The organism is Ligilactobacillus hayakitensis DSM 18933 = JCM 14209, from assembly GCF_000615845.1.
GTDB lineage: Bacteria > Bacillota > Bacilli > Lactobacillales > Lactobacillaceae > Ligilactobacillus > Ligilactobacillus hayakitensis.
In genome coordinates, this window is record NZ_BAML01000029.1 from 1 (window position 1) to 16,594 (window position 16,594).

Consider the following 16,594-nt stretch of genomic DNA (forward strand, 5'->3'; position numbering starts at 1 on the left):
TTTTTAAAAATTAAAAATATAATTTTTATTATAAAAATTATTAAGATATACCCCAAAAAAATTAAGGATAAATAAAAAAAATTTAGGAAAAACAAAAATATATTGAATAAATTTAAGAGATTTAGGAAAAAATAATATTTTTTAATATTATAGAATGTTGTTTTATCAAGGTTTATCGAGTTTTTTTAGATTTAAAATTAAATTTTATGTGAATATTATGAGAATATTGTATTTTTTCTCATTTTACGATATAATCTAAAAAAAGCTAAATGATAGTTTTAAGAAAATAGTAAAAAGAAGGGTGGTAGTTAGTAATGAAATTTAAGAAATTACTAGCAACTGGAGCTACAGTTACTCTTTCAGCACTTGCTTTAGCAGCTTGTGGATCAAAAGATGCTGGTAGTGATAGCCAAACATTAAACTGGACAGATTCTGCTGAAATTCCAACAATGGATTTATCTAAAGCAACTGATGCTACTAGTTTTAATCAATTAAATAACGTAATGGAAGGTCTTTATCGTTTAGGTAAAGATAACAAAATTGAACCAGGGATTGCGAAATCAACAAAGGTTTCTGATGATGGTCTTACATATACATTTAAATTACGTAAAGATGCTAAGTGGTCAAATGGTGATCCTGTAACTGCTAAGGATTTCGTTTATTCATGGCAACGTACAGTTGATCCAAAAACTGGCTCACAATACGTTTCATTATTTGACGGAATTAAAAATGCTAGCGAAATTGCTGATGGTAAAAAGCCAGTTTCTGAATTGGGAGTTAAAGCAACTGATGATCATACATTAGTGGTTACTCTTGATAAGAAGATTCCTTACTTCAAGTTATTGATGGGATTCCCATTATTCTTCCCACAAAACCAAAAAGTTGTTGAACAATACGGTAGCAAATACGGTACTGCTTCAAAATACATGGTTTACGATGGTCCGTTCAAACAAACTGGTTGGACAGGTTCAAACTTAAACTGGAAGCTTCAAAAGAACAACAATTACTGGGATAAAAAATCAGTTAAATTAAATACAATTAACTATCAAGTTAATAAATCACCAAACACTTCATATAACTTATACCAATCAAACAAGTTAGATGCTAGTCCATTAAGTAATGAACAAGCAAAACAACTTAAAGGTAAAAAGGGTTATCTTGAACGTGTAGGTGCTTCAACTTTCATGTTAGCATTTAATACTGAAAAACCAGACTTTGCTAACGCAGATGTTCGTCGTGGTATTTCAATGGCAATTAACCGTAAAGAATTTGCTAATAATGTGTTAGGTGGAGGTACAGTTCCAGCTGATACGATTACTTCAAAAGGTTTAGTTAAGGTTGGCAATAAAGATTATACGGCAGGGGTCGCTGGTAACAAATTTGCTCAATTTAACAAAGCTGAAGCTAAGAAGTACTTAGATAAAGGTTTGAAAGAATTAGGTAAGGATAGCTTAGAATTCACTATCTTAAGTGATGATACAGATAATGCTAAGAAGTCAACTGAATTCTTACAAAGTCAAATCCAAACTGCCTTTGGTAACAAGGTTAAAGTTAAGACACAAAATGTTCCATTTAAAACACGTTTATCAAGACAAGCATCAGGAGACTTTGAAGTATCAATCTATGGTTGGGGAGCAGACTTTGCTGATCCAATCAGTTTCTTAGACTTATTTACTTCAGACAATGCACAAAACTTAGCTAAGTGGAAGAATGAAGATTACAATAAGTTAATCGCTGCATCTAAGACAGAAGCAGATACAAACAAACGTTTTAAAGATTTACAAGATGCTGAAACAATTCTTCTTAATGAAGATGGTCTTTCACCACTTTACTACCAAGTAACTCCATGGGTTGTTAATGAAAAAGTTAAAGGTATTGTTTACAATTCAGCTGGAGCTAACTATAACTTTAAGGATACTTATATCGCTAAGTAATTTGGAAAAAAGTTTAGTTTCTAAAAAATAAAAATCGGGGGCTAGCTAAGCTCTCGATTTTTGTTTATATTCAAGAATAAAAAGAGAAAGGAAGAGATTTATGAAGAAATATCTCTTAAAGCGTGTTGGTTATATGGCTCTCACGTTGTTCTTAGTTGCAACAATCACTTTCTTCTTAATGAAAATGATGCCAGGTTCACCTTATGCTAACGAAGCTAAGATGTCTGCAACTCAGATTAAGATTATGAACGAACAATATGGTTTAGACAAACCAGTTTGGCAACAATATTTGATTTACTTATTCGGAATGTTACACGGTGATTTAGGGACATCATTCCAATACAGTAATCAACCGGTGTCTGCTTTAATCGGAAACCGAATTGGAGCTTCAATGCAATTAGGTTTACAAGCTATGATTTTCGGGGTGTTTTTCGGAATTATCATTGGTGCCATTGCCGCAATTAAGCACAATACTTGGGCCGATACAGGAGCTACAGTGCTTGCTATTATTGGTAAATCAGTTCCTAACTTTGTTTTAGCTATCTTATTACAATACTATATTGGATTGAAATTAGGATGGTTCCCACTAGCAGGGTGGGGGGATTTCTCACACACAATTATGCCAACAATCGCTTTAGGGGTAGGGCCTTTAGCTGAAACAGCTCGTTTTATTCGTACAAGCATGGTTGAAGTTTTAAGTTCAGATTATATTGAATTAGCAAAATCTAAAGGATTAAGTCGTTTTGAAGTTGTTTATCATCACGCATTACGTAACAGTTTAATTCCATTAGTAACTTTACTTGGACCTTACACAGTTTCATTGATGACAGGTTCAATGGTTATTGAAAATATCTTTAACATTCCTGGTATCGGGGAACAATTCGTTAAATCAATCATGACAAATGACTACCCAACAATCATGGGAGTTACAATGCTATTTTCAGCGGGATTAGTTGTTGTTATCTTAATTACAGATATCATTTACAGCATCATTGATCCACGTATTCGTCTTGAAGGAAAGAAGGGTTAATTAATGGAAGAAAAATTACAATTAAGTCCAGATAGCTTTGAAGCATTACCAAAAGCAAACACGGCTGATAATGAAAAAATTGCTGCTCCTTCTTTAACATTCGCTCAAGACGTTTGGATGCGTTTAAAGAAGAATAAAGGGGCCGTTATCTCATTATTCGTTATCATTATTATGATGGTAATTGCTTTTGGTTCAACACCATTTATCAATAATGACACATTAGTAAAATCACAACCACAATATGCTAACTTACCAGCAAAGATTCCTGGTTTAGATGCAATTAATGGGTTTAATGGAAAAATTAAGCAAGGTGGCGTATGGGTTGATGCCTATGCCCAAAATAATGTTCCTAAAGATAAGGCTTTTTGGTTAGGAACTGACTACTTAGGTCGTTCATTAGCTCAACGTATTATTTACGGAACAAAAATTTCATTGATTGTTGCTTTAGTTGCGACATTCTTTGACCTTACAATCGGGGTTACCTATGGGATTATTTCCGGTTGGAAAGGTGGTAAGGTGGATAATGTGATGCAACGTATCATCGAAGTTATCTCATCAGTACCAAACTTAGTTATTGTAGTTTTAATGTTAGTTGCATTAAGTCCAGGGATGAAATCAATTATTTTAGCGATTGCTATTTCATCTTGGACAACAATGGCGCGGATGATTCGGGCAGAAACATTATCATTGAAGACTCAAGAATATGTTTTAGCTGCACGAACATTAGGTGAATCACCAGCTAAAATTGCTTGGAAACACTTAGTGCCAAACTTATCAAGTATTATTATTATTCAAACAATGTACACAATTCCAAGTGCCATCTTCTTTGAAGCTTTCTTGAGTTTTATCGGGATTGGTATTTCAGCACCAGAAACATCACTTGGGGTATTATTAAACGAAGGTCAAAAGAACTTCCAATTCTTACCATACCAAATGTGGTACCCAGCAATCGTATTATGTATTTTAATGATTGCCTTTAACCTTTTAGGTGATGGTTTACGTGATGCATTTGATCCTAAGACAAGAAGGTAGGTTTTAACATGGCAGAAAGAATTTTAGATGTAAAAAATTTAAAAGTGGATTTCCACACATATGCCGGTGAGGTTAAGGCTATCCGTGATGTGAGTTTCCATTTAAATAAAGGTGAAACCCTTGCGATTGTAGGGGAATCAGGTTCAGGTAAATCAGTTACAACTAAAAGTATTATTGGCTTATTAGCTAATAATGCGGAAGTTGTTGGTGGTGAAATTAATTTCCATGGTGAAGATATCTTAAAGAAATCAGAAAAGGAAATGCAAAGTTTACGTGGTAAAGAAATCTCAATGATTTTCCAAGATCCAATGACATCACTTGATCCAACAATGAAGATTGGACAACAAATCGCCGAACCACTTATTAAACACAAAAATATGAGCAAAAAAGAAGCTTGGGATAAGGCTTTGGAAATGCTTAAAGCAGTAGGGATTACTAATCCTGAAAAACGAATTAATGATTATCCACACCAATTTTCTGGTGGGATGAGACAAAGAATCGTGATTGCGATTGCTTTAGTATGTGATCCTGAAATCTTGATTGCTGACGAACCAACAACAGCGCTTGATGTTACAGTTCAAGCTGAAATCTTAGATTTAATGAAAGATATGCAAGAACGTGTTGAAACTTCAATTATCTTCATTACTCACGATTTAGGGGTTGTTGCTGGCATGGCTGATTGTGTTGCTGTAATGTATGCTGGCGAAATTGTTGAATACGGGACAGTTGATGAAATCTTCTATAACCCACAACATCCATATACATGGGGCTTATTAAACTCAATGCCAACTCTTGCAAGTGATAAACTTGAATCAATTCCAGGGACACCACCTGACTTATTGGATCCACCAAAAGGTGATCCATTTGCAGCACGTAATGCTTATGCAATGAAGATTGATGCAGAGAAAAAACCACCATTCTTCAAAGTTTCAGATACGCACTACGCTGCAACTTGGTTGTTACATCCGGATGCTCCAAAAGTAACACCACCAGAAGAAATTGTTCGTCGTCAAAAGAAATATGCTGAAATGATGGCAGCTAAAAACAACTAACAGAAAGGAATGAAGCTCGATGCCAGAAAAGAAAAAACTTTTAGAAGTTAAGAATCTAAAGCAATATTTTGGATCAGGTAAGTCCACTGTTAAAGCTGTCGATGATGTAACTTTTGATATTTATGAAGGTGAAACATTTGGTTTAGTAGGGGAATCAGGTTCAGGAAAAACAACGACTGGTCGTAGTATTATTCGTCTATATGATCCAACTGATGGACAAATTATTTTTGATGGAAAAGATGTTAGCCAACTAAAATCAAAAGCTGAAAAGCTTGAATTTAACCGTCAAATGCAAATGATTTTCCAAGATCCATATGCTTCATTAAATCCAAGAATGACAGTTGAAGATATCATTGCTGAAGGAATTGATATCCACGGTTTAGCTAAGGATAAAGAAGAACGTGGCAAGATGGTCCGTGACTTATTGGAAACAGTAGGTTTGAACCGTGACCACGCTAGTCGTTATCCTCATGAATTTTCAGGTGGTCAACGTCAACGGATTGGGATTGCGCGTGCCTTAGCGGTGCAACCTAAGTTTATCATTGCCGATGAACCTATTTCAGCGCTTGATGTTTCTATCCAAGCTCAAGTTGTTAACTTGATGAAAGAACTTCAAGAAAAACGTGGACTTACTTATTTATTTGTTGCCCATGATTTATCAATGGTTAAATTTATCTCTGATCGAATCGGGGTTATGCATTATGGTAAGTTACTTGAAGTAGGAACTTCAGATGATGTTTATGACAAGCCATTGCATAATTACACTAAGAGTTTGATTTCAGCGATTCCAATTCCAGATCCTGAAATTGAACGTCATAGAAAACGAATTGATTATGATGCTGCAATCGAAGAACCAGATGATGGTAAAGAACGTGAATTACGTGAAATTACTCCAGGACACTTTGTTCGTTGTGCTGAAGATGAAGTTGAAATGTACAAACAACGTGCCGCAGAATACGAAAAGTAAATTAAAAAAGGATGCGAGTTTTCGCATCCTTTTTGTTTATCGATTTTTTTCATATAAGTAATGTCCGAGATAGCATAAAGCAACGAATGGAATCGTGTAGTAAAGCGCTACTCGTTGATTGGGATCAAACCAAATTAAAATACAAGAAAGCCCACTTGCGATAAAGGCAAACCATGGAACCACGGGGAACCAAGGAGTTTTAAATTTTAATTCAGATAAGGAGTGACCTTCTTTTAAAAATTGCTTTCTAAAATTAATTTGCGCTAATGCAATGGCCATCCAAACAATCACAACGGCTAGTCCAGAAACAGAAACAAGGACTAGATAAACTGTGTCTGCTGCATAAATACTTGAAAGTAATGCGAAAATCCCACCTAACATACTTAAACATAGTGCAGTGACAGGGATTCCATGGTGATTGGTTTTGGCAATTGAATGAGGGATGGTTCCTTCATTAGCTAAAGACCAAAGCATCCGCGTTGAAGCGTAGAGTCCAGAATTTGCGGCTGAGACAATGGCAGTTAAAACAACAAAGTTCATAATATCTGCTGCAAATGGAATTCCCATTTGTTTTAGAACATAAACGAATGGACTTTGAGTGACACCGGCAACTTTATAAGGAATTAAACAAGACATAACAACGATGCTTCCAATAAAGAAAATGACAAGGCGCCATAAAGTATTATGAATGGCTTTAGGAATTGTTTTATCGGGGTCTTTAGCTTCACCAGCAGTAATCGCAATTAATTCAGTTCCTGAAAATGCGAAATTCACGGTTAACATGGTTGTAAATACACCAGAAAATCCATTCGGAAAAGCACCGTTTTTGAATAGGTTGTTAAATAAAGGCGCATGGCTAAAGTTATGCATTGGAATTACCCCAATCATCGCAAACACTCCCAAGAAGATAAAAGCGATGATTGCAAAAACTTTAACCGCGGCAAACCAAAATTCACTTTCGGCAAAGACTTTAACGGAAAAAATATTGGAAAGAAGAATTAAAATAATAAATAATAAACTCCAGATCCAAACCGGGGTATCTTTAAACCATTGTTGCATGATAATTCCGGCGGCAGTAAATTCAGAGCCTAACGCAATCGTCCATGTTAACCAATATAAAATGGCCACCGTAAATCCGGTCCCAGGACTAATATATTTTTTTGCATAGACATGAAATGCGCCGGTATAAGGCATCGCAACTGAGAGTTCTCCCAAACATAACATGACTGCATAAACGAGTAATGCTCCAAATAAATAAGCGATAATTGTTCCAATGGGTCCCGCTTCGTGAATAGTGTAACCGGAACTTAAAAATAATCCGGTCCCAATGACGCCTCCAAGCGAAATCATTTGGATGTGGCGGGCTTCCATTTTCCGTTCAAGATGCTCTTTTTTCTTAATATCACTAATAAAAACCACCTCTTTCTTGCTTAAATATAAAATTTATATTAAGCTAAGATTAAATTATTAACATGGTACCATAGAAAGCGAGGTTAGTAAATTATGGAAATTACTGAATTATTAAATCAAAGAGCGCTGGTTTTAGACGGCGCAATGTCAACCCCACTTGAACATGCTGGTGTAAAAACAAACAACGATTTATGGACGGCGACAGCCTTAATTGAAGATCCACAAAAAGTTTATCAAGTGCATATGGATTATTTTGAGGCAGGAGCTGATATGGTAATTACCGATACTTACCAAGCCAACTTAGAAGCTTTTAAAAAGCATGGCTTAACTGATACTCAAGGGCGTTCTTTAATTAGAAAGGCGGTTAAACTCGCAAAATCAGCGCGTGATGCTTTTGAAGAAGAAACGGGTAAACATAACTATGTTGCCGGAACAATCGGCCCATACGGTGCTTATTTGGCTGATGGAAGCGAATATCGTGGTGACTATGAATTAACAACTAAAGAATATCAAGAATTTCACAGACCACGTTTAGAAGAGCTTGTGAATGCGGGCGTTGATGTCTTAGCGGTTGAAACTCAACCTAAATTAGAAGAAGTAAAAGTGATTTTGGATATGATAAAAGAAGACTATCCAACTTATCCAGTATATGTGTCATTTTCTCTAAAAGATGCCTATACGATTAGTGAAGGCACACCGCTTGCTAAAGCAGTCCACGTATTAGAAGAAAATGATCAAATTTTTGCGATTGGTTTTAACTGTGTTCCTTTAGATATTACAGAACAAGCAGTTAAAAATATTCGCGAAATTACGGATAAGCCAATTATCATTTATCCAAATTCAGGGGCAACTTATGACCCAACAACTAAAACTTGGTCAGATCCAAAAGAAGGGCCAACATTTAAAGAATTAATTCCTAGTTGGTATGAAGCGGGAGCTAATATTATTGGGGGATGTTGCACGACAATGCCAAGTGATATTGAAAATGTGACTGAATATCTAGAAACTATCAATAACTAAAAAAAAGAAAGCTGAAATTTTCAGCTTTCTTTTTTTAGGCTTGAGAATTTAAAAATTCAAGAGCTGCTTGATAATTAGGTTCGTTATTTTGAGGATTAATTAATTCACGATATAAAATTGTGCCATCAGTATCTAAAATATAGATACAACGCGCATCTGTTTTATTTGCGGCAATAAAAATTCCAGCTTTCTTACCAAAATCAAATTCTGCATCAGATAATAATTCCATATTAGAAACACCTTCAGCTGCACACCAGTTTTGTTGATCTTCTGGCTCATTTGTTGAAATGGTATAGAAATTAAATTGAGAATAATTGTCCATTTCATGATTGAATCGTTGTGTTGAAATGCTGCAAACACGAGTATTAATATCAGGAACAACGCTGATGAGTGTAAGTTTATCAAGTAATTGTTTTAAAGTTAACTTTTGATTATTTTTATTTTTAATTGTGAATTCAGGGAATTTAGTGCCTACTTCAGGAGGAGTTCCATTAGTGTTAACGATACCATCGCGACGTTGAAATTGCATAGGAGTCATCACTTCTTTCGTTTTGATAAGTCAATTATAAAACATTTCTCTAATTAATGAAAAAGAATTGTTTGAAAAGCTTTGTACAAATATCTTCCGGATTGTTGATTTTCGCAAGTTGTATTGTTATGCTAAAAAAGCAGTTTAAAAATTGAATATTATTATCGGGGGAAAGAGAAAATGGTATTTTCGAGTTTAATTTTTATCTTTTTTTTCTTCACAATAACGATGGGGATTTATTGGATTACTCCGTCGCTAAAAGGGAAAAATATTGTGCTCTTAATTGCGTCATTAATTTTTTACGCATGGGGAGGTCCTACCTATCTTATCTTGTTATTATTAATGAGTGCGATTAGTTGGATAGGTTCTTTAAGAGTTGAAGCATTAGAAAATAAGCCGCGCCGTCGGATGTTAGTACTTTGGATAACAACCTTAATTCAATTAGGCTTGTTAGGCTATTTCAAGTACGCGGGTTTATTTACCGCCACTTTAAAGCACTTCATTGGGTGGCCCCAACATGTCTTAGAAGTAGCATTACCAATCGGAATTTCATTTTATACTTTCCAATTAATTACATATACGGTTGATGTTTATCGCAACGAAGCTAAAGCACAGAGAAGTTATTGGATGGTCCTTTTATATGCGGCGCTTTACTTTCAATGTATCGCTGGGCCAATTGTGCGTTATCAAGATGTAGCTGATGAAATTACCGGAAGAAAAGTTAAGTTAGAAGAAGTCGGCCGTGGCATTAGTCGATTTTCAGTTGGTTTATTTAAAAAGGCTGTATTGGCTAATTCATGCGCTAAAATCGCGGATCAACTTTGTCCTATGGATATTTCCGTCTTACAACATCAATCAGCGGCCGCAATTTGGTTAGGATTATTGATGTACATGCTTCAAATTTACTTAGATTTCTCTGCTTATTCAGATATGGCGATTGGAATGGGGTGGATGGTTGGTTTTCATTTCAAAGAAAACTTCAACTACCCTTACATTTCACAATCAATTACTGAATTTTGGCGGCGTTGGCATATTTCATTGAGTACATTTTTCCGAGATTATGTCTATATTCCTCTAGGGGGAAATCGCAAAGGAGCTTTCCGTCAAATCATCAACATGTTTGTTGTGTGGGCAGCGACAGGTTTTTGGCATGGTGCTAATTGGAATTATCTTTTATGGGGACTATATTTCTTTGTCTTTTTAGTTCTTGAAAAATGGGTTATTAAGGGACTTTTAGCTAAGACTCCGCGAGTATTTAAACACATCTATCTATTAGTTATTATTTATTTTGGATGGTTATTATTTAGATATACGAACTTCAATACGTTAATGGTGGCTTTCAAAGGGATGTTTGCGATGAACCATAATCAATGGCTTGATATGAGCACAAAGATGATATTTTTAAACAATATCTACTTTATTATTTTCGCAATAATTGCCTGCTTGCCAATCGCAAGTATGGCTTATCGATGGTTAAAAGTAGAAATGAGACGTCGTTTTGTGAGTCGTGTAGCCTTTTACATAGTTGATATTGTCGCTCCGGTAGCGTTAGTCTTAATTTCAACAATGACATTGGTTGGAAATAGTTATAATCCATTCTTGTATTTTCAATTCTAGGGGGAAAAATAATGTTAAGAAAAACAAGATTCAAAAAAGCCCCTAGTCAAAAGGGGTACTTGAGCTTAAAGGTAATTATATTTAGTTTGTTTTTAATAATAATGACAGTGATTGCCTTGATAATGCCGTTACGACCAACAAAATCAAACATTGAAAAGCGAACTTTAGCGAAATTTCCGAAAGTTAGTTTTCAAACTCTAGTTAATGGCAAGTATTTTTCAGATGTTACAACTTGGTATGCAGATACTTTTCCTATGCGTGAAAGCTTGATGAGCGATAATGCGAAATTTAAAGAAGCATACGGGATTCAAACGACACAAATGATTGGACAAGTATCACCGCAAACTAAAGAAAAAAACAAAGCTGCCACTCCAAAAACAACATTAACTAAAAAAACAAATAAAGCAGATAAAATTAAAAACGTTGATGAAAAATTAGATAACGTCTTTATTAGTGGTAACCGGGCTTATTCAGTTTATGGATTTAATCAAACAGCCGTTGATAAATATACGGATACAATTAATCGTTTTGTTGATAAGGTTCCGAACAGTAAAGTTTATGATATTGTTGTTCCTACAAGTAGTGGGATTTATCTTAGTGATAAGACTACCAAAGAATTAGGGGGATCAAATCAAAAGAAGGCGATTAATTATATCTATAAGCACTTAAATAAGAAGGTTAATAAAGTGGATGCTTTCAGTGAAATTGATAACCATTCCAAAGAATATCTTTACTTTAGAACCGATCATCACTGGACGGCGAAAGGAGCATATTATGCTTATGGCCAATATATGAAAAAAGCTGGGAAGACCCCTTCAAAATTAAGCGATTATAAGCATCGGGCATTCAAAGGGTTTCTTGGGACTTCATATGCATACAGTAATCAAGCATCGGCTTTAGGCGATACACCAGATACGGTGCATACTTACCAACCTCAAGGAACCAACACGATAAAATATACTGATCGCTTAAATCAACCTAATCAAACAGGTAAAATTATTGCGGATGCAAGTAAATATGATGAAGCAAGCAAGTATATGGCCTTTATTGCGGGGGATGAACCATATGAAGAAATTCATAATCCTAAAATTAAAGATGGCTCATCAGTGGTTGTAATTAAAGAATCATTTGGGAATGCATTTGTACCATTTTTGGTCAATAATTATGAAAATGTGTACGTTGTTGATTATCGTTATTATGATGATCAATTAGCGAAACTTGTAAATGAAAAACATATTCAAGATGTTATCTTTTTAAATAATATTTCAGCTGCCTCAACGGATACATTAATTGATAACATCGCAAGAATTACCGAAAATTAAAAAAGTCCAAGCAATCTTTCGAGCGTAGAAGAGTTGCTTGGACTTTTAGTTTATCGGAAAATGAATAAAAAAAGAAGGTATTAAACATACCTTCCTTAGATCTCTGATGGGTGGTCAGGGGATCGAACCCTGGACCCACGGATTAAGAGTCCGTTGCTCTGCCAGCTGAGCTAACCACCCATTATATTATTGCCGTTCCAACGACAATAATATAATATCATTAATTTTATATTAATGCAAGTTTTTTTAGAATAATTATTCTTGTTCGCCAATCAAATTCTTTTGCGAATCCGGAAGTAAGTCAATCATTGGGGTATGAATCATTCTTAGATAAATGGTTGAAAATTCTTCCGGACGCTCAGGTTTTTCTTGTGACATCCAAAGTCCAATTAAATCTAAAGTGATTTTAACCACTCCGCGATGCGCGTAATAATGAGGAATTGTTTTTACTTCTTTATAATCGGCAAAAAACTTTTCCGACCAGTTAGTATAAACTTCTTCTAAATAAGCCATCCAATGAGCGCGTAAACTACTACTGTATAAAATTCTTAGCATATCGCGGCGTTCATATAAAGCCGGAAAAACAATATTTCCTAAAAAGTGGAACGGTGTTTTGTAATCTTCGACAGTGTGTTGAGAAACTAAATTAAAGATGCGAGAGTCAAAATTAGACTCAATATAAACTAAAATATCTTCTTTGATATTAAAATATTTATAATAAGTTCCACGTGATACATTTGAAGTTTGAATTATCATCTCATTGGTAATCTGAGAAAATTCGTAATCTTGAGCTAAATCAAGTAAAGCATACATGATTTTATCTTTTGATTTCATAGTAATAATTCCTTTCACTTAACTCGTTCATATAACATATATATTAAATAGTGTACCATATATTAAAAATAAATGTCAGTGAGAAATCTATACAAAAAAAGCAGTTAGATTATTTCTAACTGCTTTTATAAATGATGGGTGGTCAGGGGATCGAACCCTGGACCCACGGATTAAGAGTCCGTTGCTCTGCCAGCTGAGCTAACCACCCATTATATTAATTGTGCTGATAACTTATCAACAAATAATATATTACCAACTAATTTAGAGAAATGCAAGTCTTTTTTTTAATTTTTATAAAAAAACGCGGCTAAAGGAAATGAACCGCGTTAAAAGTTGTTTAGTTGTTATGAGCCGGCATAATTTTGAATTAGTTAATTTGGAATTAAAAATATGAAAAGTCCCAGTTAATCAAATTTTTTGTTAATTCTTTCATAGAGAATGTAGCGTGGTTGGGCAAGAAAGCTAGTTCAAGGGAAGTTAACTTTCTTGGAATGAAAGAATTAAATACATCCAAGTAAACCGATTCAAAATTAATAGCTCGTTTTTATTATATCATGCTTAAACTCAAAATAGAAAATCTTTTCAAAAAGAATGAAAAAGAGAAAAAAATTTTCAGAATTGTAATAAGTAGCCAAAAATAACGGGCATAATGGAATGTCCCATACTAATAAAGAAAATTATCAAGCAAATCCCACAAGCACAATTAAGTAAGCGATAGTTAGTGATATCTTTAGCAGAAACATCTGATAAAGCTTGTAATTGTTGCTTTAGGTTACGATCAATTAAATAATAAGCTCCGCATGTGGTTAAGGCTGCAAAATAATTAAAAATCGTAAATAATTTTTGACTAATAATTAAATCGCCTAAAAATACTGAAACAACCAAGACGGCAAACATTGAAGATAACATTGTTACAATCAGTTGAATCCAGCTATCAATGCCAACGAGATGATCTAAGCGTTGGTTAAGATGTAACAATTTCTTGTCAAAAAGGGGGAATAAGTAAGTATATGCACAAATCACAAAGATTAATGATAAAAGTGCAAGCAAAGTAATCCCCGGGTAGTTTATAAATAAATATGAAATAAACATGTGAAATCCTTCTTTCTTTAAATACAATTTTAAGGATAACAAAAAAGACCATAGAAAAAAATATTTCCATGGTCTTTTTTCTACCAAATATTTACACGTTGATCTTCTGGAAGGTACATTTTATCGCCTTTTTGAATATCAAAAGTTTGATAGAATTCTTGTAAGTTCTTAGGTTGAACGTTAGCTCTTAAAACATGAGGGGCATGGACATCAATTGATAACAAGAGTTTTTGTCTTTCAAGAGATGATTTCATGCACCAAATCCGCGCCCAAGAAATGAAGAATTCACGTAAGTTTGCGTCTGCTTCACCTTTAGCGGCTTCTAAAGCACAACTTAAACCACCGGCATCAGCAATGTTTTCAGAAACAACTAACTTTCCGTTAACTTTACCTGCTTCGGTTTCTAAGCCATCAAATTGCTTAATCATATCTTTAGCTAATTCTTGGAAGTGGTTCAAATCTTCTTTAGTCCACCAGTTATGGAGATTACCAAATTCATCGAATTGAGCCCCGTTGTTATCAAAGGCATGAGAAATTTCATGCGCGATTACGGCACCAATGCCCCCAAAGTTTTCGCTTGAAGATTGTTTTAAGCTGTAGAATGGAGCTTGTAAAATTGCCGCTGGGAAAACAATTACGTTAAATGATGGGTTGTAGTAAGCATTAACCATGTGTGCAGGCATTGACCAGCGAGTCCGATCAACTTCTTTACCGAATTTGCTGTAGTGTTCTTGTAATGAAATGCGAGTAAAGTTTAAATCGTTTGTTACAAGATCCGCATTTTCATCAACGACAAATTTCTTGTATAAAGGATCAAGTTCATCAGGGTAACCCACATTAATAGCGAGTGAATTTAATTTTACGATTGCTTTTTGACGCGTTGCTTCACTAAGCCAATCGTTGGTTTCAAAACGTTTTTTGTAGACAGCAATCATTTTTTCAACCATTTGATGAACATCAGCTTTAGCTTCTGGTCCAAAATATTTCTTAGCATAATAAAGCCCAACAACTTGGCTAAATTGATTAGATGCAAGATAGTAAGCAGCTTTGTTTGGAGCCATCGCTTCTTTTGAGCCTGATAAAGCACGAGAGAATGTTCCACCTAAGACGCGACTTTCATCATCAAGTAATGAACTGACACCAATTGTCATCTTAACTAAAAGCCAACTCTTGAAGTTTGCAAATGTATCTTTATTAATAAGATTTTCAAGCGCTTCGTAATATGTAGGTTCACTAACGATTACTTGGTTAGGAGTTGTTTTGATTAATGATGTGGCGAATTTACCTAAATCAACACTCTTTGAAAATTGCTTGAATTCTTCAAAACTAAATTTATTATATGATTTAACATAATCAGCACGTTCAGTACTGTCTTTTTGAACTGGAGCTAAGCTAGCATCAAAAGCTAAGGCTTCTTTAACTGTTTGCTTTGCAAAATCAACAGCATATCCGGCTTTTTCAAGCAGCTTTTGTGCCATGTCTTGATAAACATCAAGTAAAGCCTTAGCTTGTTGATTACCTTCAGTGTAATATGTTTTATCTGGAAGGATAAGACTAGGAACTTCAGCGTATAAAGCGTAGTTCTTAGTATCTTTCATATCTGGTTCAACATAAAGTGGAAATGGATTAGGATAACCATCGATTGTCAAATCATAAAGTTGTTCTTGCCAGTCATTAACATCTTTTAGTGCTGTTATGCGATCAAGATATTTTTTAGCTGGAGCAAAACCTTCTGCATTACGCTTATCAAAATCGACAGCCATGCGGTAATATTTAATGAATTCGGCTAAATGTTTGTTTGGAACTTCAACTTCATCATTTAGCATCGCTTGAAAATCATTCATCAAGAGCTTTTCAATGTCATCAGCTAAAGTATAAAATCCACCCGTTGCAGGTTTATCTGCAGGAATTTTTGCATCTTTAAGCCATTGACCATTAACAGCCTGATATAAATCATCTTTTAATAATTGTTCATTAACTGTATTTTCAGCCATAAAAATCCACTCCTTTGAAGGTACTATAAAATTATTCCTATTTTAAACTATGTTCCAATAAATTTAAAGAGAAAAAATTAAGAAAATAAAAAAGGGACCTTTTTTAAGAGGAAAAGTAAGATAGTGCAAGCAAAGACGATGTTAATTAAAGCACTACTACCATTGATTACAAGCGAATAGATAAACGGATTTAAATTCCATTGGGCATACTTTCCCCAAAAAATAATGCCGGCAATAAAATGACAAAAATATTTTGCAAAGCAACCTACTAAAACCGCGCTAATGAGGTAGTTTTTACTTTTAGTTGGCTTATGATCTTGTAAAGCTTGATGAAACGGAGTAAAAAAGATTCCAGCAAGTCCAGCCGCAAGATTGGCAATCGGGTACTCAAGGATTCCTTGAGTTAATGTCAAGATGGTTGCGCGGCCAAATAAAATGGGTAAAATCCCCCAAAGTAACCCGGAAAAAAGACCGTATTTAAGTCCGCGGCGGAGGCTAAAAAGTAAGATTAAAATTAAGCCTAAAGAAATATCTAAATTTAAAATACTGGGAATAATTGATGAAAGAATTGAAGCTAAACTGGCGATAATAGTTGCTTCAAGGAGATTTCTAAATTTGTTATCGTACATAAAATCCGCTTCCTTTCATTGATTTTAGGGCGGGATACCAGTGGTTTTACTGGAGGGATAGCCCTCACTTGCAAGCTCTAACGAGCTTGCTTTTTTCACCCTTTTCCTCCTCTTTAGTATATTTCACTAACT

14 protein-coding genes and 2 tRNA genes are annotated in these 16,594 nt (G+C 34.6%); 8 read left to right on the forward strand and 8 right to left on the reverse strand.

Translation table 11 applies throughout. The annotated features are described in order from the left end of the window. Nucleotides 1-314: 314 nt before the first annotated feature. The 5 genes from JCM14209_RS07065 to JCM14209_RS07085 all read left to right on the forward strand — a co-directional run bounded on the left by JCM14209_RS07065 (nt 315) and on the right by JCM14209_RS07085 (nt 6,015). On the forward strand, nt 315-1,934 hold the full coding sequence (locus JCM14209_RS07065) for a peptide ABC transporter substrate-binding protein (protein ID WP_025022809.1): 1,620 nt from the start codon (nt 315-317) through the stop codon (nt 1,932-1,934). A 100-nt stretch (nt 1,935-2,034) separates the two neighbouring features. After that, nucleotides 2,035-2,964, forward strand: a complete 930-nt coding sequence (opp3b, locus tag JCM14209_RS07070) for an oligopeptide ABC transporter permease (protein ID WP_025022810.1) — start codon at nt 2,035-2,037, stop codon at nt 2,962-2,964. A gap of 3 nt (nt 2,965-2,967) precedes the next feature. After that, nucleotides 2,968-3,996: an ABC transporter permease gene (locus JCM14209_RS07075; protein WP_025022811.1), complete on the forward strand. Its 1,029-nt coding sequence runs from the start codon at nt 2,968-2,970 to the stop codon at nt 3,994-3,996. 8 nt (nt 3,997-4,004) lie between these two features. Further along, nucleotides 4,005-5,048, forward strand: a complete 1,044-nt coding sequence (locus tag JCM14209_RS07080; protein WP_025022812.1) for an ABC transporter ATP-binding protein — start codon at nt 4,005-4,007, stop codon at nt 5,046-5,048. Between the two features lie 19 nt (nt 5,049-5,067). Then, nucleotides 5,068-6,015 carry an ABC transporter ATP-binding protein gene (locus JCM14209_RS07085; RefSeq protein WP_025022813.1) on the forward strand — a complete coding sequence of 316 codons (948 nt, stop codon included), beginning with the start codon at nt 5,068-5,070 and terminating at the stop codon, nt 6,013-6,015. 36 nt (nt 6,016-6,051) lie between these two features. Here JCM14209_RS07085 and JCM14209_RS07090 read toward each other — a convergent pair whose 3' ends face one another. Beyond that, nucleotides 6,052-7,416, reverse strand: coding sequence for an amino acid permease (locus JCM14209_RS07090; protein ID WP_025022814.1), 1,365 nt, complete (start codon nt 7,414-7,416; stop codon nt 6,052-6,054). A 102-nt stretch (nt 7,417-7,518) separates the two neighbouring features. Here JCM14209_RS07090 and mmuM point away from each other — a divergent pair, with 102 nt between their 5' ends. Then, nucleotides 7,519-8,445, forward strand: coding sequence for a homocysteine S-methyltransferase (gene mmuM / locus JCM14209_RS09410; RefSeq protein ID WP_035520200.1), 927 nt, complete (start codon nt 7,519-7,521; stop codon nt 8,443-8,445). 34 nt (nt 8,446-8,479) lie between these two features. Here mmuM and JCM14209_RS07100 read toward each other — a convergent pair whose 3' ends face one another. Further along, complete coding sequence (locus JCM14209_RS07100) at nt 8,480-8,974, reverse strand: peroxiredoxin (protein ID WP_025022815.1); 495 nt, start codon at nt 8,972-8,974, stop codon at nt 8,480-8,482. 273 nt (nt 8,975-9,247) lie between these two features. On the opposite strand from JCM14209_RS07100, the gene JCM14209_RS07105 reads away from it, so the two are divergent. Both JCM14209_RS07105 and JCM14209_RS07110 read left to right on the forward strand, forming a co-directional pair. Continuing rightward, nucleotides 9,248-10,591: an MBOAT family O-acyltransferase gene (locus tag JCM14209_RS07105; RefSeq protein ID WP_202812816.1), complete on the forward strand. Its 1,344-nt coding sequence runs from the start codon at nt 9,248-9,250 to the stop codon at nt 10,589-10,591. Nucleotides 10,592-10,602: 11 nt separating this feature from the next. Beyond that, the gene (locus tag JCM14209_RS07110; RefSeq protein ID WP_025022817.1) at nt 10,603-11,913 is read left to right on the forward strand and encodes a DHHW family protein; all 1,311 of its coding nucleotides are present in this window, start codon (nt 10,603-10,605) and stop codon (nt 11,911-11,913) included. Between the two features lie 107 nt (nt 11,914-12,020). Here the strand turns inward: JCM14209_RS07110 and JCM14209_RS07115 are convergent. The 6 genes from JCM14209_RS07115 to thiT all read right to left on the reverse strand — a co-directional run bounded on the left by JCM14209_RS07115 (nt 12,021) and on the right by thiT (nt 16,462). Beyond that, nucleotides 12,021-12,093, reverse strand: a tRNA-Lys gene (locus JCM14209_RS07115). A gap of 75 nt (nt 12,094-12,168) precedes the next feature. Next, nucleotides 12,169-12,747, reverse strand: coding sequence for a TetR/AcrR family transcriptional regulator (locus tag JCM14209_RS07120; RefSeq protein ID WP_025022818.1), 579 nt, complete (start codon nt 12,745-12,747; stop codon nt 12,169-12,171). 135 nt (nt 12,748-12,882) lie between these two features. Beyond that, a tRNA-Lys gene (locus tag JCM14209_RS07125) sits at nt 12,883-12,955 on the reverse strand. 404 nt (nt 12,956-13,359) lie between these two features. Then, nucleotides 13,360-13,839 (reverse strand): hypothetical protein, encoded by a 480-nt coding sequence (locus JCM14209_RS07130; RefSeq protein ID WP_025022819.1) that lies wholly within the window; start codon nt 13,837-13,839, stop codon nt 13,360-13,362. 80 nt (nt 13,840-13,919) lie between these two features. Continuing rightward, a complete protein-coding gene (locus JCM14209_RS07135) occupies nt 13,920-15,833 on the reverse strand; it encodes a M13 family metallopeptidase (protein ID WP_025022820.1) in 1,914 nt (637 codons plus the stop codon). A gap of 77 nt (nt 15,834-15,910) precedes the next feature. Next, nucleotides 15,911-16,462 (reverse strand): energy-coupled thiamine transporter ThiT, encoded by a 552-nt coding sequence (gene thiT / locus JCM14209_RS07140; RefSeq protein ID WP_025022821.1) that lies wholly within the window; start codon nt 16,460-16,462, stop codon nt 15,911-15,913. Between the last annotated feature and the right edge of the window lie 132 nt (nt 16,463-16,594).